Here is a 21,817-nt window from a genome sequence, read left to right as displayed (position 1 = left end):
TAAACACAAAAACAAAATGACTCCTATATTAAATCAAATCCAATCCCATCGAAAGATAAAAAGATTAGTTCGTTCGCGTAGGCTTTTGTCTAGCATTGGTTTTTTTTTTTTTAACACATAGTGGCTGCAGATTTACAAAGCAGAAACCTTACGGACTAGGTCTACCCATTACCGCTGAAACGTTTCCTCTTCCAGAATCGTCAGAAGATAAATTACACAAAGATAAAATGGTAAATAAACTAGGTTCCCCTTACCCATTGTCTCGTTCTGCTTCCTCTCCTTCTTCTGCTGGTAAAGAAAATGCTGCGCCTGCTTCTGCCCCTGTTTCCTCCCCTAAATATACTAAGGAAAATAGTGGAAATCAGCAATATAATGTAACTTCTTCTTCGGAATTACCAGGTGGTGATAAAGTAGGAGGGGATACACTTTTTAATGGAAAAGGGACGACAGAGGAAGTGATAGAAAATATTAACATGCCAAATAACGATGAATCTAAAAATGACTTTCCGCCTCTGCCTCTTCCTCCTCCTGAATGGATAGCAGAGCCTAAACAGGTAGAGGCGAGGCAGAATGAAAGAACGCATTCCCCTTCTTCTGCTACGGAATCGCCTGAATGTAAATTAAATATTGGTAATCAATTACAAAGTAGTGAATTTTCTAGCAAAACGGGAGTGGAAATGGCATCTGTTCAGGAAACTTCTAAAAGTGGCCAGTATGATCAAAGTCAATTGCCTAATGGTGGATGCAGTAGAGATCAGGCACAGGGTGGTAACGTTTCTAGCAAAATGGGAGCGGAAAATGCGCCTTTTAGCAAAGCAGATGTAGCAGGTAGAGGAAATAAGCCATTTAAAAATAACGTGCCACTACCACCACCACCACCTCCTCCTGTTTTTGCTTCTGTTTCTACTTCTGTTCGGGGAAATTCTTCTCAGGAAGTTCCTGCAGCTGATCAGCCTGATACAAGGCAGGCGCTTTTCGCACAAATTAGGGAAGGAGGAGTAACGCTGAGGAAAGTTGAAGTTCCAAAAGATCCAAAAGAGGAAGAGAAAACTAAGCAAGTAAAAAATTTAGCAAGTAGTAATTCTTATAACGATGAATCTAAAAATGACTTTTCGCCTCTGCCTCTTCCTCCTCCTGAATGGATAGAGCGTAAATCGCCTGAATGTAAATTAAATATTGGTAATCAATTACAAAGTAGTGAATTTTCTAGCAAAACGGGAGCGGAAATGGCATCTGTTCAGGAAACTTCTAAAAGTGGCCAGTATGATCAAAGTCAATTGCCTAATGGTGGATGCAGTAGAGATCAGGCACAGGGTGGTAACGTTTCTAGCAAAATGGGAGCGGAAAATGCGCTTTTTAGCAAAGCAAATGTAGCAGGTAGAGGAAATAAGCCATTTAAAAATAACGTGCCACTACCACCACCACCTCCTCCTGTTTTTGCTTCTGTTTCTACTTCTGTTCGGGGAAATTCTTCTCAGGAAGTTCCTGCAGCTGATCAGCCTGATACAAGGCAGGCGCTTTTCGCACAAATTAGGGAAGGAGGAGTAACGCTGAGGAAAGTTGAAGTTCCAAAAGATCCAAAAGAGGAAGAGAAAACTAAGCAAGTAAAAAATTTAGCAAGTAGTAATTCTTATAACGATGAATCTAAAAATGACTTTTCGCCTCTGCCTCTTCCTCCTCCTGAATGGATAGAGCGTAAATCGCCTGAATGTAAATTAAATATTGGTAATCAATTACAAAGTAGTGAATTTTCTAGCAAAACGGGAGCGGAAATGGCATCTGTTCAGGAAACTTCTAAAAGTGGCCAGTATGATCAAAGTCAATTGCCTAATGGTGGATGCAGTAGAGATCAGGCACAGGGTGGTAACGTTTCTAGCAAAATGGGAGCGGAAAATGCGCTTTTTAGCAAAGCAAATGTAGCAGGTAGAGGAAATAAGCCATTTAAAAATAACGTGCCACTACCACCACCACCTCCTCCTGTTTTTGCTTCTGTTTCTACTTCTGTTCGGGGAAATTCTTCTCAGGAAGTTCCTGCAGCTGATCAGCCTGATACAAGGCAGGCGCTTTTCGCACAAATTAGGGAAGGAGGAGTAACGCTGAGGAAAGTTGAAGTTCCAAAAGATCCAAAAGAGGAAGAGAAAACTAAGCAAGTTAGTTCGCCTGCTGAGGCACTTCGAAAAAGACTGGAAGAGATAAAGAAATGTACTCAGGATACATCATCTGAAGAAGATAATGATAACGATGATGGTACAAATAATGAATGGGATGATTAGGCTTAGAATTAAAAATAGCGTATTTTGCTAAAAAGGAAAATGGGAAGCTAGAATCGCTGAATAGGCATTAAATGAGCGCTTGTAGGGGCTAAATGTGATTTCCAGTTTTTAGCTTCCCGTTTCTATTTTCAACTCTTTCAAGCGTAGAGCTAACGCTGTTGCAAAGCCTATGTATTATACTTTAATTGAGGCTAGAGAGAAATGAGGAAGAGGGTAAATCTATATGGTAGTTACAGTTTAGGCCCATAGCTCTACAGAGGCTCTATTTTAGTGATTGCAGCAGCAGTTGCTGATAGGAATTGCTGCCTGTTTGTGAATAGATAGCAGATTTTCTGTATTAACCTATCATTTGTAACAGTTGCGTTAGCGTTACTTTTAGTTTTCTTCTATCTACAATCATATCTAAGAAGCCATGTTCCAATAGAAATTCTGCAGATTGAAATCCTTTAGGTAATTCTTTTCCAATGGTTTCTCGAATAATACGTGGACCTGCAAAGCCAATTAATGCCCCTGGTTCTGCCATATTGATATCCCCTAACATAGCATAAGATGCCGTAATACCGCCTGTAGTGGGATCTGTTAGAAGAGAAATGTAAGGAATTCTTGCCTCAGCCAATTGTCCCAATTTAGCCGCTGTCTTAGCCATTTGCATAAGTGAAAAACTACCTTCCATCATACGTGCCCCCCCCGATTGAGAAATGATCAATAAAGCGGTTTGGCTGCTTAAACAGTGGTTGATCAATCGCGCTATTTTTTCGCCTACAACACTCCCCATAGAACCTCCAATAAAACTAAAATCCATACAAGCAATGGCCAATGGTAGGCCATGTGATCGTCCATAAGCGGTTCGTATGGCTTCAGGTTAAGGAACTAGAAATAGAGGTAATTAGAATTATGAAACCAAAGGAGTACACTTTTGAATCTGCGCTAGAGAAGCTAAAGGGGATAGTGAGCAGGGAGAATATTTCACAGGAGGAAGGTTCATTGATTGAAAAAGTAGAAAAGGAGATAATTAGAGTTATGAACCTGAATAATGGTACTTTTAAGTTTGTGCTAGAGGATCTAAAGTATCTAGAAAAGAAGTTGATTGAGATGGAACAGGGGATGACATGTAGGTGTTTTATAGGGAGAAGTAAAGAAAACAAAAAAAAAATCTATTATGATGGAACAAGCCTTACAGAGTATGACAAGGAGTGGGATTCTTACGATGTTAAACTCATGTTTTAGTTGTAGTAGTTGAAATATAAGCAGACAATTGTTTTGAATTGCATGGATATAAAAGGGAAACAGCTTAAGAAGGTTCCACTAACAGAGAGGGAAGATATAAAATGTACAAAAATAGGTCAAATTCAGGGAAGTGAGCTTGGTGCTGCATTAATGGCTCTGAGGGAGCAAGTACATGATGGGAATAGCAGCTCTAGTTCTGAAGAGGAACATAACGATTGTTCCTCTTAGCGGGGGATAATCCTATTAAAATCTGTTTTTCAATAGAAATTCTGTATATAAAATAATCTATAGGATGTAGGGGGATTGTAATTTCCATTTTTTTTAATATTATATAAGTATACTATATATATATTAAATTAAAACACAAAAACAATGATTCCTACATTAAATCAAATCCAACCCCATCGAAAGATAAAAAGATGGGTTCATTCGCATAGGCTTTTATCTAGCATTGGGTTTTCTTTATTTTTAATACATAGTGGCTGCAGACCTACCAATCAGAAGCCCATCAAATTACGCTTGCCGCTTACTGCTGACATGCTTCCTCTTCCGGAAATTCCAGAAAAGGAATTGCATAAGGATAAGATAGCAGAAAACAATCGGTTCCCTTTCTACGTATTACCTCCTCCTGTTTCTTCCCAGTTTCCTGTTGCCTCTCCTCCTCCTGTTTCTTCCCAGTTTCCTGTTGCCTCTCCTGTTCCTGCTTCTTTCCCTGTTCCTGTTGCCTCCCCTGTTCCTGCTTCTTCCCAGGTTCCTGTTGGTGGAGAAAGTGCTGATTCTGTTCTTGTTTCTGCTTCTGTTTCGGAATCGGCAAAGTGTGGATTAGATGGAGGGAATAGGGCAGAAAGCGATGCCGTCTCACTACTCCTTCTTTCTGCTTTGGAATCGCCTGAAAGTGGATTAAATGATGATAGTGAGGCAAAGAGTGATGTTCCTAGAGAAATATTTCCTCAAGGAATTCTACAGGCAGAAACAATAAATGGGAATAGGGTTTCACCTGATTCGAAATTGTTTGAAAGATTCAATAGGAATAAACCACTACCGCCACTACCACTTCATGCTTGTGAACTTCCATTAAAAACAGAAGAAGAGGAGAAAATAGGCGGAGGTCATACATTTCCACTTAGACTGCCACATTCTCCTGCCGTGGAGTTGACTGAACATGCATTACAAAAACAAAAAAGTGAGACTTTGTGTAGAAGGGTAGGTAATTTTTTAAAAAATACAGGTTCTCGTGTACAGATAAAAAGAAAAAGGAAAAGTACCCCTTTACAAGAAAAAATGACGAAAGAGAAGAGCGCCATGTATGGGCGTGAACTTGAGGAAAAACAATATAAAAGGGTTCAGCAAGGGGAAGAAGCGTTAATAAGAATTATAAATCCGGAAGAAAGGACATTTGATGCTGCACTAAAGAAGCTGGAGCTAGAAGAGAAGATCAATTCAACAGAGCAGAATGAGAAGATTCAGCAGTTAGAACAAGAGCTGGCTCCCATTATGGGATTTAACGATACTGTGTCGCTGAAAGTTAGTCTGGTAGAGCTAAAGCAATTAAAGCAACATTATCATAATTATCCAAAGCAATCAAATCAATATTATCATTATAATAATAATATTGCGCAGCATAATTACCAGGAACACGTTGACGATAGTAACGATAGTGACCATGACGTTGATTCCTTTGAATCGGATGAGGATAATAGATAGGGCACTGCATTTATACATTTAGGGGCAATGTCTGCTGGTTGACTTGCCTCATTATTCTGCCATTTCCCTCAGCAATAGGGAATACTTTGAGCGCTTTCGCAATTCTTTTTTCTATGCCCATTCCAACAATGGGTTTAGCTTTCTGGGGGGAAGGAGTAGGCAATGTTGCAAAGCAGATTTTCTGTATTAACCTATCATTTGTAACAGTTGCGTTAGCGTTACTTTTAGTTTTCTTCTATCTACAATCATATCTAAGAAGCCATGTTCCAATAGAAATTCTGCAGATTGAAATCCTTTAGGTAATTCTTTTCCAATGGTTTCTCGAATAATACGTGGACCTGCAAAGCCAATTAATGCCCCTGGTTCTGCCATATTGATATCCCCTAACATAGCATAAGATGCCGTAATACCGCCTGTAGTGGGATCTGTTAGAAGAGAAATGTAAGGAATTCTTGCCTCAGCCAATTGTCCCAATTTAGCCGCTGTCTTAGCCATTTGCATAAGTGAAAAACTACCTTCCATCATACGTGCCCCCCCCGATTGAGAAATGATCAATAAAGCGGTTTGGCTGCTTAAACAGTGGTTGATCAATCGCGCTATTTTTTCGCCTACAACACTCCCCATAGAACCTCCAATAAAACTAAAATCCATACAAGCAATGGCCAATGGTAGGCCATGTGATCGTCCATAAGCGGTTCGTATGGCTTCAGTTAAATCTGTTTGCACTTCTGCCTGCTGTAATCTTTCTTGATAGCTCTTGCTGTCTACAAAATGAAGCGGATCCGTAGATTGGAGCGTAGCATTTAATTCTGTAAAATTATTGTCATCAAATAAAATTGAAAAATATTCCTTTGAACCAATGCGAAAATGATAGCCGTCATCGGGTACTACCTGTAGATTTTCCCGTAGTGTTTTGCTATGTACAATCTTTCCTTTCGGGGTCCTTATCCAAAGCCCATTGGGTAAATCTTTTTTTAGGGCAGTTGGAGTCAGAATACCTTTCTTCTTGCGCTTAAACCAATGGCTTATATTATCGTTAATTAAACTCATAATCATTTAAATAGTTTACCTATAAGCCCTTTGTAGCTGTGTTTTGTGCTGGTTACGTACAACTTTTTATTCAGCTGTACCTTCCCTTATGCTACATCTACGTATTGCTCCATTCCAAAGTTGTAAGGACAAGGCCGATAGTACTTCACCCGTTTATTAACTAAAACATATTCCGGAAGGGAAGGGAATAGCAGGGCAGGTGTAAGCTCTGTTGCTAAGGCATTCAGTTGCGCATAACCGCTGACTTGCGCTGCTGGATCTGCTATTTTTTGAGTAGTTTCGTCATACAGCTGATTAAATTTTTGATCTCTTATAATCATAGCACCTCTATATGGATTGCGCAAGATGTTAAAAACGGCAGCTGTATCCGGATAATCAAAATATTCATGTAAGGCAATGAGCATATAATTCCCTTTGTGCAGTTTTTCTTTCAATTCTGAAAAAATATACGGCTGTACTTCTACTTTTATACCAATTTTCCTCATGTATTGATCAAAGAAATCTAACTGGGCTTTTTTATGCTCTAGACCACTTATGGTAAGTATAGGTAATCCTTGCCCGCCAGGATAACCTGCTTCCGCTAGGTATTGTTTTGCTTTTTCTATATCGTAAATAGCGTAAGGATTGGTAAATGTTTCACTATACCCTACGAAAGAATCAGGAATAAAAGAATGTACGATTTCCCCTAAATCTTCTCTAAAAGTTTTCTTGAAAGCAGCCCTATCAAAAGCTAATGAGATGGCCTGCCGTAACTTAATATTATCTAACGGTTTTTGACAACAGTTAAATCCTATATAACCTATAAAGCCCCTATTTGTTGCTAGGAGCTTTATGCCTGCTTGGTGCAGTGCTGGGTTAAATTGTTTATGCTTGAAAACGCTTGGAAGGTACTCGTCAACCACATCGAGACAATCTATTTTTTTTTCTTTGAATTGCAACCAACGTGGTTGTTCCTCTGGTAAGGTATGGTATATAATTGTATCTACAAAAGGCAATTGCTTGCCACTTGCTTCTGCTAAATCGGATTCTTCCGCTGTAACGGCAGGAAAGAATTTATTCCTGAAGTGCTTGTTCTTGGTTAAGATAATTTTATTATCCTGTGGGCTAAACTGCTCCAACGTAAAGGGCCCTGTCCCTACAGGATGACTGACAAAGTCCGCACCATAGTATGCTACTGCTTCTTGAGGGACTACAGAGGTAAAATGTTGCGCTAAGAAATGTAAAAATAGCGTAGAAGGTTTAGTTAAGGTAAACTGTAAGGTATAGTTATCCAATGCCTGCACCCCCTCCATAGGGATACCATAGTCCCCCTTGTGCTGTTGAAGCTGCGTACGGAATGCATCCATACCTTTAATGATTGGCTCCAATTCACTAAAATAAGGAGATTGCACCGCGGGATCGGCTATTCTTTTAAGACTATAGACAAAGTCCTTTGCGGTTACTTCCCTTCCTTTTCCATTGGGGAAACAAGCATTATCCTGAAAATATACCCCTGGCTTAAGCGTGAAAGTATAGGTTAAACCATCCTCGGAAACGACAGGCATGGCTACTGCTAGGTTGGGCGTTAGCTCAAAAGGGCGTTTCCAATAATGGTATTCTAACAATCCTTCGTATGCCTTTGCTAACACACGTACCTCACATATATTGATAGTAGCAGCAGGGTCTAATCCTTGGATACGCCTTTCCATTGCTAGATGGAGTACCTTTTCTTTATCGTTCTGACTTGCTCTTTTAGGCCAAAATTTAATGCCTAGGATAAGGGCTAAACTTATTAAAATGATGGTATTACGTCTCATATAATAGTTAAACTTACTTTTAAAGGGAGTAAATTTTTTGTATAAAACTGATCTTACTTGTTTTTAAAATTTACTTTATGACCGGCTCGTATGTGGCTCAACTAAATAATAGAAGTCCTGTTTTACTATAAGCGCACCTCTAAGGTAGCTTTTTTTTGTTAAAAACAAAATAACGCTACCCGCTCTTTGTTTTTTTGTCCTATTTGCCCACTATTGGTAGCATGCTGTAGCGCAAGGCGTTCCCCCTTACTATGCTACGTCTACGTATTGCTCCATTCCAAAGTTGTAAGGACAAGGCCGATAGTATTTTACCCGCTTATTAATTAAAACATAGCTCGGAAAAGAAGGTAATAGTAGAGCAGGTGTAAGCTCTGTTGCTAAGGCATTCAGTTGCGCATAACCACTGGCTTTCTCTGCTGGATCTAACATTTTTTGAGTATATTTATCATATAACTGATTAAATTTTTGATCTCTTATAGTCATACCACCTCTATATGGATTGCGCAAGAGGTTAAAAACGGCAGATGCATCTGGATAATCAAATTGCTCGGATATAGCAGCTAGCATATAATTCTTTTTGTGCAGTTTATCTACCAATTCTGAAAAAATGCACGGCTGTATTTCTACTTTAATACCAATTTTTCTCATGTATTGATCAAAAAAATCTAGCTGATTTTTATTATTATTTGAACAAATTACGGTAAGTATAGGTAATCCTTGTCCGCCAGGGTAACCTGCTTCCGCTAGGTATTGTTTTGCTTTTTCTATATCGTAAATAGCGTAAGGATTGGTAAACGTTTCACTATACCCTACGAAAGAGCTAGGGATAAAAGAATGTACGATTTCCCCTAGATCTTCTCTAAAAGTTTTCTTGAAAGCAGCCCTATCAAAAGCCAATGAGATAGCCTGTCGCAGTTTAATATTATCTAACGGTTTTTGGCAACAATTAAAACCTATATAACCCACTAAGCCTCCATTTTTTGCTAGAAACTTAATGCCTGCTTGGTGCAGCGTTGGGTTGAATTGCTTATTCTTGAAAACGTCCGGAAAGTACTCGGAAACAAGATCGAGACAATCTATTTTTTTTTCTTTGAATTGCAACCAACGTGGTTGTGTCTCTAGTAAGGTATGGTATATAATTGTATCTACAAAAGGTACCTTCTTGCCGCTTGCTTCTGCTAAATCTGCTAAATCTGCTAAATCAGGTTCCTCCGCTGTAACAGTAGGAAAAAACTTATCCCTGAAGTGCTTGTTTTTGGCTAGGATGATTTTATTATCCTGTGGGCTAAACTGCCCTAATGTAAAGGGCCCTGTTCCTACAGGATGGTTGACAAAGTCCGCACCATAATATGCTACTGCTTCTGAAGGGACTACATAGGCAAAAGGTTGCGCTAAGAAATGTAAAAATAGCGTAGAAGGTTTGGTTAAGGTAAACTGCAAGGTATAGTTATCCAATGCCTGCACTCCCTCTATAGGGATACTATAGTCTCCCTTGTGCTGTTGAAGCTGCGTACGGAATGCATCCATACCTTTAATGATTGGCTCTAATTCACTAAAATAAGGAGATTGCACCGCGGGATCGGCTATTCTTTTAAAACTATAGACAAAGTCTTTTGCGGTTATTTCCCTTCCTTGTCCATTGGGAAAGCAAGCATTGTCCTGAAAATATACCCCTGGCTTAAGCGTGAAAGTATAGGTTAAACCATCCTCGGAAATGATAGGCATGGCTACTGCTAGGTTGGTTGTTAGTTCAAAAGGGCGCTTCCAATAATGGTACTCTAGCAACCCTTCGTATACTTTTGCTATTACACGCGTTTCATATGTGCTCGTAGAAACTGCGGGATCTAACCCCTGGATGCGCGTTTCCATTGCTAAATGGAGCACTTTTTCGGTATTGCTCTGACTGGCTTTTTTAGGCCAAAATTTAATGCCTAAAACAAGGGCTAAGCTTATTAAAATAATGGTAACACGTTTCATATAGCGACTTTAGTTTACTTTCTAAATAGTGAACTTCCAAGTAAGCTAGCTTACTTGGTTTTTATTTAAATGTACGTTTACAAACGGTTCGCATTAGTAGCAGGTTCAAATATAAAGCGTATAAATTCCCTGCTTTTAACTATTAACCGTAACCTTAAGATAACTTTTTATTAAAAATAAAATAACATTATTAAAAAAAAAATAACATTTCCCTCTATTTATTTTCTGGTCTCATTTGTGGGAAAAAAAGCACATCCTGAATAGAGCTAGCGTTAGTCATCAGCATCGTTAGGCGATCTATCCCTATCCCAATGCCCACTGTTGGCGGCATGCCGTAGCGCAAGGCTCTTAAAAAATCATGGTCGATAACCATAGCTTCTGCATCCCCTCGTGCAGCTAATGCACCCTGTTCTTCCATTCTTTTTTGCTGATCAATCGGGTCATTCAACTCCGAAAAGGCATTGCAAATTTCTTTACCCATACAGATCATTTCAAATCGTTCTGTTAAGGCTGGGTTATTGCGGTGCCGTTTGGCTAAAGGAGACATCTCTACTGGATAATCGGTTATAAAAGTAGGCTGTATAAGGTGCGGCTCGCATTTTTCCCCAAAAATAGCATCTATGATTTTACCCTTACCCATGCTATCTTCTATAGTTACCTGAAGCTGGGTAGCGGTTTCTCGTAATGCTGGCTCATCCATACAACTTATATCATAATCCGTGAAGTGCTGAATGGCTTCAAATAGGGTAAAACGCTTCCAAGGCCTTTGGAAATGCATCACATGTTCCCCATAGGGGAAAGTGGTGCTGCTTTGTAGGGTAAGCGCTATCTGCTCTATTAATTGTTCTACATAACCCATCATCCAAAGATAATCTCTGTAGGCAACGTAGAGTTCTACTTGGGTAAATTCTGGATTGTGGAAACGAGACATTCCTTCATTTCTAAAATCTTTGGCAAATTCATAAACACCTTCGTATCCACCAATAATCAGTCTTTTTAGATAAAGTTCATTGGAGATCCGTAAGTACAAAGGCATATCCAAGGTATGGTGATGCGTAACAAAAGGGCGTGCGGATGCACCTCCATAAATAGGCTGTAAGATAGGTGTTTCTACTTCTAGGTAACCTTGGCTGTTAAAGGCATCTCTTATAATATGTATCAGTTGGGTGCGTTTTTCAAATGTTTTGCGTACGGTTGGATTGACAATTAAATCCACATACCTTTGTCGGTAGCGTTGTTCTGGATCTGTAAAAGCATCATAGCTTTGCGTACCTGTTTGCGTAGTAACTTCTTTAACAATCGGTAATGGGGAAAGCGCTTTGGTTAACAATCGAAAAGCATTAACATGCACGGCTATGGAACCTACTTGGGTCGTAAAAACAAAACCGGTAGCTTCTATGATATCCCCTATATCTAATAATTTTTTAAATAGAATATTGTAGTTACTTTTGTCTGTATCTGGGCAAATGCTATCTCTTTGCACATAGAGCTGGATGCGACCGCTATTATCCTGTAATTCTATAAAAGAAGCGGCTCCCATGATCCTACGCCCCATAATACGGCCAGCTACTACCACATGGCTATACTTTTCCTTATTTTCTTCTTTATAATCGTTAAGAATGGTAGCAGCTTTTGCTGTAATGGGCGTAACGAAAGCTGGATAAGTTGCCACTCCCATGGCTTCTAATGCTTCTTTTTTCTGAATTCGAATAATTTCTTGTTCACTTAGTTCAAGCATGGTTTTTGATTTGGTATATTATATATGGTAATGCTGAATCCCCAATTAACACTTGTTCATATTGTTTTACCACTAGTCAGCGTTTTAAATACTAAAATAAATTATTAAGTAAAAATGTACAGTGGTTTTTAGTTTATAGGTCGACTTCTGGGCAAAATTTGATTCTATGTGTCCATAGAAAAATATTGAAGGATTTATAATTCTGAAACTAGGTTAAATTATTATTTTTTCGGATGCAAATGATATAAAGTAATGATTACTTTGTTTGTTTGTTGTTCCCTTATTTCAAGCTGATGAGACTGATTCAGTAATATATAAACAGGTATAGGGATTTTATTCTTATCTAAGTAGAAGCCTTGCTTACTGCTTTTATTAATGCGCAATTTAATGTCTCCATTCTTCCACTTTAATTTTCTATTGATTATACATTTTTCTTTGTTTTTATATTTTTTATCCTTGTCTATAAAGGCTACATATTCGCTATCTGTAGCCAATAAATTTAGTTTGCCGATTTGGTAATGCACCCATTCTCCTATATAGTTACCATCATCTTCCTGCTGCTTTTGCTGACTTATAAAATCTTTTATGGTATATTCCCATGGTGCCTTGCATGCGTTTGTTTTTTTTAAAAAAAGCAGCGTATGGGTATAATGTATTTCAACATAGGGTTGTTGTACATACTTATATATTGTTTGTGTTTCTTCTTTGTTTTTAGGTGTAATGGTAATACGGTTTCTTTTACTGTCGAATAGCGTATCGCATAATGCATCTATCATTGAATCACTGATCGTACCCAAGGCATTGGTATGCTCTTCTGTGGTTTTTCTGATTTCTTTATCAGGTATCGCTACGGATTTGTATTTTACAACCTCTTTTTTGTCACTTAGCGATACAATAACAGCTTCTGCGCCCACTTTTCTCCCAAATTTAATGCAGGCCGAAGGTGCTACTGGATAACTTGTAAAATTAGCTTTGCCTATTAGCACATATCCCTGTAATAATGCCTTATGGCTATCGTAAGCATTTTGGTTATAGGGCGTGGCAATATACACTGTTCCTTTTGAAGCAGATTTTTCAGGATAATCATGTATATAAGCTTGCTCAATCAGATATTCATCATCTGTTTTTCCACAACCTGTTAATAGAGGGAGTACCATTACCCATGCTATGTATAAATTTTTCGTTATTTTCATAGATATATTATCATAGCGATTTTAAAATAGCTTGGCTTTACATAACTTAGCTATAAATTTAGGCCCTATCAGGGACTCTGGTTGGCTCAATGGTATAGTAAACACGCACTTAAGGCCTAATATATTAAATATGTTTAAAAAAAATATCTACTTTATGTACTATTTTGCATGCTTCCTACTGCTGGTTATAGCTATTCCTCTTGTTGCTCAAGAAGATAAGGTTGCTTACAAAGCGGATCGTTTGGAGAATGCTAGGCTGCATAACAAAAGTTGTAAGAAATTGGAGGGCAATGTTACGTTTACCTTTCAACCTAGTGGGATGGTGCTAACGGCAGATAAAGCGTATAAGTATGATGCGGAGGAGCTTATAGAAGCGCATGGAAATGTAAAGATAGTGGATAAGGAGGGTAGCCAGTTGCAAGCGGATGTATTAACGTATTATCCAGAAAAGAAATGGACCATACTAGACGGTAATGTAATTTGCGCTTCGAGCAGTGGTACGTTCTATACAACCAAGCTGACCTATGATGTTGAAAGAAAAGAAGGTAAATTTTTGGATGGTGGAAAATTAGTACAAGATCAAATGGTTTTAACCAGTCGTACAGGGTTATACGATGGGGGAGGGCATAAGATTACCTTTTCTAAGGAGGTAGTTCTGGTAGATGCTACGTATGCTTTACATTGTGATCAGCTGACGTATCATACAGAAAAAAAAGAAGCTTATTTTCAGGGCGCTACTAAAATTATTTATGAAGATAATACTTTGTTAACAGAGCAAGAGGGTAGTTATTTGCCTTCTACCCATCATTTGGTTATGCATAACGGCAGTTGGCACCATCAAGATACCGTTTTAAAGGCAGATCGTTTGGAAATGGTAGATAAAACAAATTGTGTAGCAGAGGGGAATGTATCATTAGATGCCAAAGCGCAGGCTGCTGTAATAGTTGGGGAGCGGGCTACCTACTCTGAGAAGGAGAAAGAAAAAAGAACAGAGATAACCGGTCAGCCATTGTTAACCAAGGTAGTTAATAATGAAACGATGTACTTGCGTGCAGATAGGTTTCTTTCAGTAGAAAAAAATAGTACGGAGAATGGTTCTGAACAAGAAGTCCATGCACTGGGCCAGGTTAAGCTGTATCAGGAAAATTTGCAAGGGGTAGCAGATGGTGCAGTCTATAATTCTAAAAGTAATACGATTTATTTACAGAATAAACCTATTGTTTGGTGTGCGGGCTATCAGATTACAGGAGAGGATATGTATCTGGTCATAGAGGAGGAACAAGAAAAGATTCAACTGTTTGTAAATAAAGATTTATTTATGGTTTCTGCTGATCCAGTTGATAATTATAACCAAATCAAGGGACAAAAAATGGTTGCCTATTTTAAAGCAGGAGCCATTGAAAGAATGTCCATAGATGGGAATGGAGAAAGTCTTTACTTTGTGCTGGGGGAGAAAAATGAACTAATAGGTATGAATCATATTAAGTGCCATAATATGGAGATTAGCATGAAAGATAATACATTAGAAGAGATGAAGTGTACCCCTCAGCCTATAGGTGCCTTTTATCCTGTAGCACTGCTAACAAAAGAACAAATGAAATTAACTAACTTTGCTTGGTATGCTGATCAATGGCCCACCAAAGAAACAATTGTAAAGCCAACTGTTAAAGCGCCAGATAGCCAAGAAATAGCCGTAAAAAAATAAGATAATGTAGGGATAAAATCTTGTTTATATTTATATTGCCTTATTACTATAAATTCTTTAGAAGAAAACGTTTATGTTTAGATACAGGTCCTTGTTAAATTTATTGTTGATTATCTGTTTTATATCTTATAACTTGGTAGAAGCTTCTCCGTCAGGCGCATCTATAAGGCCTTTATCGGAACAGAAGGAGCAGGTTATTCAGTTATTTAAGCAAAAGAAGTATGCAAAGGCATGCAAGCAACTGGAGGTAGTTATGCCGTTATTAACCCGTAAGCTTGATCGTTTAGAAATGCAATTTTTGCAGGCTTATTGTAAATTTTATATAAAGCAGTATGAGGAAAGTTCAAATCTGTTTCATAACTTTGTAGAGCAGAACCCGGCTGCTCTGAAGAGAGAAGAGGCTGTTTTTATGCGGGGATATAGCTTATCTTTTAAGGAGATGGATGTGCATCTGGATCAAACCGTTACCCATACGGCTATTGATTATTTAGAAGCGTACATAGCTGATTATCCATCAGGTTGTTATCTGGATAAAGCTATGCAGGCTTTGCAAACTTTACAAGAGCGACTGATGAAAAAAAGTTTGCATGTAGCCCATATTTATTTTCGTTTGGGTCTTTACCGTGCGGCTATGGTGGTATTAGAAAACTTTAAGCGGACTTATCCGGCTAGTTTTCTTGCGGAAGCTGTAGATCGTTTATGGTTAGAGAGTAAACAAAAATTGGCCAAGACGGCCTAGTATACCTATAGGGTGTTTGCCCTACTTACTATTATGAATTTAAATAAGAAAGTCTACCTAGTGCCTAGGAATGTGGATGAGCTGATTGCCTCTACAGATAACATTTATGAAACTACCGTTATCATTACAAAGCGTGCGAAGCAAATTACCTTACGTATGAAGGAGGAACTAAACAGAAGCTTAGAGGAGTTTACCGCTGATGCCGCTGAGAAAGATAGCCTAGATTTGCATAGGCAATACACTATTGCGCAGCATTATGAAAAATTACCTAAGCCTGTACTAGAGGCGACAGAAGAATTTTTAAGAGGGGATCTGACTTTTCGTTATATAGAAGAAGGAGGGGCAGAGGTATAATATGCCACTATGCCTCTGGTAGGCTATTGTAAGGTATGGATGACATACTACTGCTGTAGTAACATTTTACGGCTGCTTTTGCTTGATCGAAAAGCAGCAAGGCGGGCATTGTATAGACTATGCGTTGGCTTTTAATAGTAATGATTTGGATTCCCCCCTATAAGGGGTGGGCGGCACCTTTATCCTCCTCTGCAGTTGTACCATCTGTGGTGCAATTTGCAGGCATGCGCTTAAAACTTACACGGGGGGCACGCAAGCGTATGCAGGCAAAAGTGAATCAGCTTATACAGGCTAAAAAATTTTTCAATCAAGTAGTAGAGAGGACGCATCTTTTTTTCCCAATTATAGAAAAAATTTTAGCAAAAGAAGGTATACCAGATGATTTTAAATTTCTGGCCTTGCATGAAAGTATGCTGGTAGGGGATGTGGTAAGTAGTACCAATGATGTGGGCTTTTGGCAAATTCATCCAGTTACTGCGTTAGATTTGAAATTGCCTATAGGGTATCCGGTAGATGAAAGAATGCATTTGCTTCAGTCTACCAAAGCTGCTGCACGTTTATTAAAGGGGCATTATGCCTATTTTAATAGCTGGTTGGGTGCCATGTTGGCTTATAATAGAGGCAGGGCAGGTGTAGTAAAACTAGGCATTAAACAATACTATACGGCTAAAGTAGTATGGTTGGATCACACAACAGATCATTATATTATTGCTGTGTTAGCTACTAAGCTTGCGTTTGAGAAAGTAGCGGGGAAGCAGAAGCACCCCTTATGGCAATTACATATCTATGATCAAGGCCACCATGGCCATAAGCTACAAGATCTTGCCGCTTATTTCAATATAGAACGTAAGCTATTATCTGAACACAACAAATGGCTTAAGGCAGCTGTTGTACCATACCATACCAAATGCGCTTTGGTTGTACCCATAAGCCATACGCATTTGCTGCGCCATGCTGCTTTTACACCTCCTAAGCAACGCATAGATTTAAAAAAAGTAGTTAGCCCTCTAGCTTTACCCCAGCAAGCTACAGCTTGTACAAGCATAAATTATGATCCACGTTCCTCCAATATCTTCCCAACTATTGTGCCTTGCCATGAGCTGCGTAACCCTCGGTTTATTAAAGCAAATGGCAAATTAGCAATTATAGCGCAGAAAGGGGATACGGTTGCCACTTTAGCCCAATTAGCTAATCTAACAGTAAATAGATTTTTGACTGTAAATGATATAAATAAAACAGATCAACCTGTTCCAGGCATGGTTTATTATTATAGCGAAAAAGGAAATAAAGGAGGTGCACACTACCATGTAGTGGAAATAGGAGAAAGTGTATGGCATGTTGCCCAGCGTTATGGTATAAAACTAAAGATGCTTTTAGAGAAGAACCGTATGCGAGAGCCAGAGTTTCTTAAAGTAGGGCAGATAGTGTGGTTGCGGTTTATAAGACCCCGTACTATTCCAATAGCCTATAAATAGAAATAACCCTGTCTGTTTTCCCTTTTATGGTTTAAAAAAGTAAATATTACAGAAATCTTATGTCTATCTTTTAGCTAAAAAGAATAACTTTACATACTATTGCTTATTCTTCTATAGATATTTATTTATGGCATGTATGAAGGAACAAAAGATTATACGGCGTATTTGGTTGTTTTTTTGTATGGGCGTACTAATTGTACCGCTTTATCTTTTTTCGGTTCAGGTTGATTTTTGCAATCTGTATGGCGGCATGCCTTCTACTGCTTTATTAGAGAATCCACAAAGTGCTTTATCCTCTGAGCTTTATTCAGCGGATGGGGTCCTATTGGGTAAATACTTTCGAGATAACCGCAGTCCGATTGACTATGAAATGCTTTCTCCTAATATCATTCAGGCGCTGATTGCTTCGGAGGATTGTCGCTTTAGGGAGCATGCAGGCATAGATTTACGGGGGCTTGCACGGGCCTTTTTTCTTTCTGTTTTATTGAGGCGCAATAGAGGGGGAGGAAGTACCCTTACCCAACAGTTGGCTAAGAATCTTTTTGCTATCAGAAAGGAAGTGAACTATGAAGGAAAATGTGCCAGTATCCCATCCCTTAGAATGCTGGTTCACAAAACAAAAGAATGGATCCTAGCTGTTCAACTAGAGCGTACCTATACGAAGGAAGAAATTCTAACCATGTATCTTAATACCGTTACATTTGGGAACAATACGTATGGTATTAAAGTAGCAGTGCGTACTTTTTTTAATAAAACAGCAGCGGAATTACACGTAGAAGAAGCTGCCTTATTGGTGGGACTTTTGCGTGCCTCTACCCGCTATAATCCCATTTTACATCCTGATAAAGCGAAATACATTAGAAATGTAGTACTAGCACAAATGGTTAAGCATAATTTCATAAAGCAAGCGGAATACGATCTTTTATGTGAAATGCCTATTGAGCTACATTATCAAGAAGAAAATTATGAACAAGGTATAGCCCCCTATTTTAGGGCAGTTGTACGTGATTTTTTATTAAAATGGACAGTAGAAAATGGGTATGATCTTTATGCAGATGGGTTGCGCATTTACACCACGCTAGATAGCCGCATACAAAGCCATGCGGAGACCGCTGTAAAGGAACATATGGCGCAGCTACAACATAAATTTGATGACCATTGGAAAGGTGCGAATCCTTGGATTTATGAAAATGGAACAGAAATGGAAGATTATGTTGAAACAGCAATTCAAAAATCAGACTTTTACAAGCAGCTGGTTCAAAAGCATAGAGGGGATCTAGGAGCTGTGCATGCTGCTTTACATACCGCTGTACCTACCACATTATTTACTTGGGAAGGGCCTATTCAAGTTAACCTTACACCTTGGGAGGCTTTTAAGCACCATCGCAAAATGCTACAGTCGGGTTGTATGGCAATGGATCCCCATACGGGACATATCAAAGCTTGGGTGGGCGGTATTAATTATAAACATTTTCAATATGATCATGTTAAGCAAGGTAAGCGCCAAGCAGGTTCTACCTTTAAACCTATTGTTTATACGGTAGCGTTGGACAATGGCTATTTACCTGGAGATGTAGTAGTAGATGAACCGGTTACTTTTTCATTGCCCAATGGGGAAACTTGGACCGGTAAAAATGCCTGGAATTATTTTTCCGGTAAGAAGCTTACCTTGCGTTACGCTATGGCCAATTCTTATAATTCTATTACCTCCTATTTGGTTAAGGCACTTGGACCAGAACTAATTGTAAATTACGCTCATAATATGGGAATAAAAGGAGCTTTAGAAGCGGTTCCTTCTATTGGGTTGGGATGTAGTGATGTTTCCATTTATGAAATGGTAAGTGCTTATGCTACTTTTTTAAATAAAGGCGTTTGGACGGAGCCTTTTTTTATTACACGTATTGAAGATAAATATGGCAATGTGCTTCAAACTTTTATACCACAAAATCGGGAAGTAATGCATGAAGATACAGCGGCGCTTATGACTTATATGCTGCAAGGTTCACTAGATGAAGGTGCCTTGCGAGGGGTTTCACCAGAACTACGGAAGGATAATGAAATAGCAGGTAAATCTGGTACTACTTCGAATCATTCAGATGGTTGGTTTATAGGGTTAAGCCAAAATCTATGTATAGGTGTTTGGGTAGGAGGGGAGGATCGTTGTATTCATTTTAGGGATTTTGCCAATGGGTCTGGTAGCCAAACGGCACGTCCTATTTGGGAAAAATTTATGTTAAAGCTATATGAGGATAGGGCGTTGGGTTATAAAAAAGCGCCACTGGTAGATAGAAGTAGCGTATCTGATAAAGTAAAACAGATTATACAAATAGCTGATCAGGAGAAAAGGCAAGCGGATGCTAATTCAGCAGTGAATAGTGAAAATTATACACATAAACAAAATAAAATAAATAAAGAAATGTTGGATGTAAATAAAATATTTTAGGCTAGCGCGCAACTGCCCTCCGTAAAAGCTCAGCACTTAAAAATGCGTTTTGTTGAAGTAAACCGTTACAAAATAGAGCAAAAGGAAGTTTTTATAGTCATTCAGTAAAAGGTATTCCTTCGTGTGGTTACTAACGTTAAGCCAATGGGTTACCGTTTGATTTCAAGTATTGAGTTGTTTTTACGTTATAGAAACGATAACTTGCATTATTATCCTATTAAAATAGTATAACACATTGTGGAAACAATCGCTTTTGTTACGAGTAATGCCCTGAAACTACAGGATGTCAAGGCTATATTGGAGGACAACGTTGCCTTTAAGTTTATTCATTATGATATAGCGTTACCAGAATTACAAGCGTCCCCTGATGAAATTTCTATGAACAAGTGTGTAACGGCTGCTACCATTCTACAAGGGCCTGTAGTGGTGGAAGATACTTCATTAAGTTGTCCTAGTCTCAATGGATTACCTGGTCCCTATATTAAAACTTTTCTAGCCCATATAGGATTAGAGGGAGTAGCACGTCTTTTGGTAAGCTTTCCAGATAAAACAGCAGAGGCGCGTTCTACGTTTGCCTACACAGCTGGCCCTAATCAACCCGTTAAGTTGTTTACAGGCAGCATGCATGGAAAAATTATTATGCCCCATGCAACGAATGGCGTAGCGGGTATGCATTGGGGTTATATTTTTCAACCAGATGGTCACGCAGTGTGCTATGCTTCGCTAGATAAAACAAAAAAAAATAAAATTTCACATCGTTATAAAGCGCTTATACAGTTAAAAGATTATCTTATAAATAATAATGTAAAAAAATAGGTAACATAAAAAATTGAGAAAGGGGAGTATTGTTTTCCTAAGAAGCAATGCAGAGGTCCTTTTGGAGTGGTGGCCGAGTGGCTTAAGGTGCCCGCCTGGAAAGTGGGTGTATCCTAAAAAGGGTACCGGGGGTTCGAATCCCCCCTACTCCGCGCTACATAGGATGTATTTTCATTTAATAATCATTATTTATATCTGTTTAAATTTGTCATGAAAGTAATAGAACAAAGTTATTTTGAACATGCTATAAGTACCGATAGGGATGGTGCTACCCATTTTGAACAAAAGGGACCTGAACAAATTGTTTATTTGCAAGATGAGGCGACTGCCTTACAAGCCATTGTAGCCATACATGATACTACATTGGGTCCAGCTGTTGGGGGTCTTCGTTTTTTGGCATACCCAGATGAGCAAGCTGCCTTGCAGGATGTCTTACGGCTTTCCCGTAGCATGACCTATAAAGCAGCTATCGCAGGATTAGATGTAGGTGGGGGTAAAGCAGTATTAATCAAGAAAAAGGGCGTGACGCTTACAGAAGCGATTCTGCGTAAATATGGTAGTTACGTAGAACGATTAGGAGGGCATTATATAACAGCAACTGATTACAATACCTCTATGGAGCATATGGTTCAGATTGCTAAATCAACACGCCATGTAATAGGTTTGCCTGTGGCGTTAGGGGGCAGTGGAGATCCTTCTGAAAATACAGCTTATGGTCTGTATATTGCCATGAAGGCTGCTGCAAAGAAAGTTTTTGGTTCTGATCGTTTAGTAGGGAAAAAAATTGGCGTGGCAGGTGTAGGTAAAGTAGGTAGTTGTTTGGTTTCATTGCTTTGTCAAGAAAAAGCAGTAGTTTATGTAACCGATATTTGCCCTGATCGTTTACAGACGTTATCGGAACTTCATAAAGTAGTAATTGTAACTACGGAACATTTGCATAGTTTGCCCTTAGATATCTATGCCCCTTGTGCATTGGGTGCAAGTTTAAATGCGGAAACAATTCCACAATTGAATTGCGCTATCATTGCGGGTGCAGCCAATAATCAATTAGCCCAACCAGAAAAAGATGGGAGACGGTTGTTTGAAAGAGAAATTGTATATGTACCAGATTTTTTGGCAAATGCAGGTGGGCTGATCAATGCTGTTACAGAATTGGATATGCGGTCTTTTAATAAAAATTTGGTCAAGCAGCGTACAGAAGAGCTCTATTCTATTTGTTTGCATGTATTGGATAAAGCAGCTGAATCCTGCTGCCCAACAGAAGAAGTGGCTCAATCCTTAGCTTTAACACGTATTCAAAGTATAAAAAATGCTTTCGTTCGTTAAT

Annotated in this window: 16 protein-coding genes, 1 tRNA gene and 1 pseudogene; 12 read left to right on the top strand and 6 right to left on the bottom strand. The window is 38.8% G+C overall.

From position 1 onward, the window contains the following. The first annotated feature begins 227 nt into the window (after positions 1 to 227). The gene (locus DK880_RS00525) at positions 228 to 2,273 is read left to right on the top strand and encodes a WH2 domain-containing protein (protein ID WP_162534056.1); all 2,046 of its coding nucleotides are present in this window, start codon (positions 228 to 230) and stop codon (positions 2,271 to 2,273) included. A 337-nt stretch (positions 2,274 to 2,610) separates the two neighbouring features. Here DK880_RS00525 and DK880_RS00520 read toward each other — a convergent pair. Then, positions 2,611 to 3,132 (bottom strand): annotated as a pseudogene (locus DK880_RS00520) (acetyl-CoA carboxylase carboxyltransferase subunit beta); the annotation flags it as partial. On the opposite strand from DK880_RS00520, the gene DK880_RS00515 reads away from it, so the two are divergent. The 3 genes from DK880_RS00515 to DK880_RS00505 all read left to right on the top strand — a co-directional run bounded on the left by DK880_RS00515 (position 3,090) and on the right by DK880_RS00505 (position 5,204). Then, positions 3,090 to 3,500 carry a hypothetical protein gene (locus tag DK880_RS00515; protein ID WP_109996904.1) on the top strand — a complete coding sequence of 137 codons (411 nt, stop codon included), beginning with the start codon at positions 3,090 to 3,092 and terminating at the stop codon, positions 3,498 to 3,500. The pseudogene DK880_RS00520 and the gene DK880_RS00515 sit on opposite strands and share 43 nt — an antisense overlap. Positions 3,501 to 3,542: 42 nt before the next feature. Continuing rightward, the gene (locus DK880_RS00510) at positions 3,543 to 3,728 is read left to right on the top strand and encodes a hypothetical protein (RefSeq protein ID WP_109996903.1); all 186 of its coding nucleotides are present in this window, start codon (positions 3,543 to 3,545) and stop codon (positions 3,726 to 3,728) included. 144 nt (positions 3,729 to 3,872) lie between these two features. Beyond that, entirely contained in the window at positions 3,873 to 5,204 is a 1,332-nt protein-coding gene (locus tag DK880_RS00505; RefSeq protein ID WP_109996902.1) for a hypothetical protein, read from the top strand. 186 nt (positions 5,205 to 5,390) lie between these two features. Here the strand turns inward: DK880_RS00505 and accD are convergent, their stop codons facing one another. The 5 genes from accD to DK880_RS00480 form a co-directional block, all read right to left on the bottom strand. Continuing rightward, positions 5,391 to 6,254 carry an acetyl-CoA carboxylase, carboxyltransferase subunit beta gene (gene accD, locus DK880_RS00500; protein ID WP_109996901.1) on the bottom strand — a complete coding sequence of 288 codons (864 nt, stop codon included), beginning with the start codon at positions 6,252 to 6,254 and terminating at the stop codon, positions 5,391 to 5,393. 86 nt (positions 6,255 to 6,340) lie between these two features. Beyond that, the gene (locus DK880_RS00495; protein WP_109996900.1) at positions 6,341 to 8,050 is read right to left on the bottom strand and encodes an ABC transporter substrate-binding protein; all 1,710 of its coding nucleotides are present in this window, start codon (positions 8,048 to 8,050) and stop codon (positions 6,341 to 6,343) included. A gap of 249 nt (positions 8,051 to 8,299) precedes the next feature. After that, positions 8,300 to 10,027, bottom strand: coding sequence for an ABC transporter substrate-binding protein (locus DK880_RS00490; protein ID WP_109996899.1), 1,728 nt, complete (start codon positions 10,025 to 10,027; stop codon positions 8,300 to 8,302). 214 nt (positions 10,028 to 10,241) lie between these two features. After that, positions 10,242 to 11,765 (bottom strand): lysine--tRNA ligase, encoded by a 1,524-nt coding sequence (gene lysS, locus DK880_RS00485; protein ID WP_109996898.1) that lies wholly within the window; start codon positions 11,763 to 11,765, stop codon positions 10,242 to 10,244. A gap of 221 nt (positions 11,766 to 11,986) precedes the next feature. Beyond that, positions 11,987 to 12,958, bottom strand: coding sequence for a hypothetical protein (locus DK880_RS00480; protein WP_109996897.1), 972 nt, complete (start codon positions 12,956 to 12,958; stop codon positions 11,987 to 11,989). Positions 12,959 to 13,112: 154 nt separating this feature from the next. On the opposite strand from DK880_RS00480, the gene DK880_RS00475 reads away from it, so the two are divergent. The 8 genes from DK880_RS00475 to DK880_RS00440 all read left to right on the top strand — a co-directional run bounded on the left by DK880_RS00475 (position 13,113) and on the right by DK880_RS00440 (position 21,816). Further along, entirely contained in the window at positions 13,113 to 14,663 is a 1,551-nt protein-coding gene (locus tag DK880_RS00475; protein WP_204082271.1) for an OstA-like protein, read from the top strand. A 91-nt stretch (positions 14,664 to 14,754) separates the two neighbouring features. Then, positions 14,755 to 15,402 (top strand): outer membrane protein assembly factor BamD, encoded by a 648-nt coding sequence (locus DK880_RS00470; protein WP_162534055.1) that lies wholly within the window; start codon positions 14,755 to 14,757, stop codon positions 15,400 to 15,402. A 33-nt stretch (positions 15,403 to 15,435) separates the two neighbouring features. After that, complete coding sequence (locus DK880_RS00465; RefSeq protein ID WP_109996894.1) at positions 15,436 to 15,756, top strand: DNA-directed RNA polymerase subunit omega; 321 nt, start codon at positions 15,436 to 15,438, stop codon at positions 15,754 to 15,756. Between the two features lie 119 nt (positions 15,757 to 15,875). Beyond that, positions 15,876 to 17,231, top strand: a complete 1,356-nt coding sequence (locus tag DK880_RS00460; protein WP_109996893.1) for a LysM peptidoglycan-binding domain-containing protein — start codon at positions 15,876 to 15,878, stop codon at positions 17,229 to 17,231. Positions 17,232 to 17,358: 127 nt separating this feature from the next. Continuing rightward, the gene (locus tag DK880_RS00455) at positions 17,359 to 19,674 is read left to right on the top strand and encodes a penicillin-binding protein 1A (protein ID WP_239302527.1); all 2,316 of its coding nucleotides are present in this window, start codon (positions 17,359 to 17,361) and stop codon (positions 19,672 to 19,674) included. Positions 19,675 to 19,911: 237 nt separating this feature from the next. After that, entirely contained in the window at positions 19,912 to 20,490 is a 579-nt protein-coding gene (locus DK880_RS00450; protein ID WP_162534054.1) for a non-canonical purine NTP pyrophosphatase, read from the top strand. Positions 20,491 to 20,553: 63 nt separating this feature from the next. Beyond that, positions 20,554 to 20,642, top strand: a tRNA-Ser gene (locus tag DK880_RS00445). Positions 20,643 to 20,700: 58 nt separating this feature from the next. Continuing rightward, complete coding sequence (locus DK880_RS00440; RefSeq protein WP_109996891.1) at positions 20,701 to 21,816, top strand: Glu/Leu/Phe/Val family dehydrogenase; 1,116 nt, start codon at positions 20,701 to 20,703, stop codon at positions 21,814 to 21,816. Position 21,817 lies beyond the last annotated feature (1 nt).

The sequence above is a fragment of the Candidatus Cardinium hertigii genome, from assembly GCF_003176915.1.
GTDB lineage: Bacteria > Bacteroidota > Bacteroidia > Cytophagales > Amoebophilaceae > Cardinium > Cardinium hertigii_A.
The sequence above is the reverse complement of the archived record's forward strand: the minus strand, read 5'-3'. Positions and strand labels throughout refer to the sequence as shown.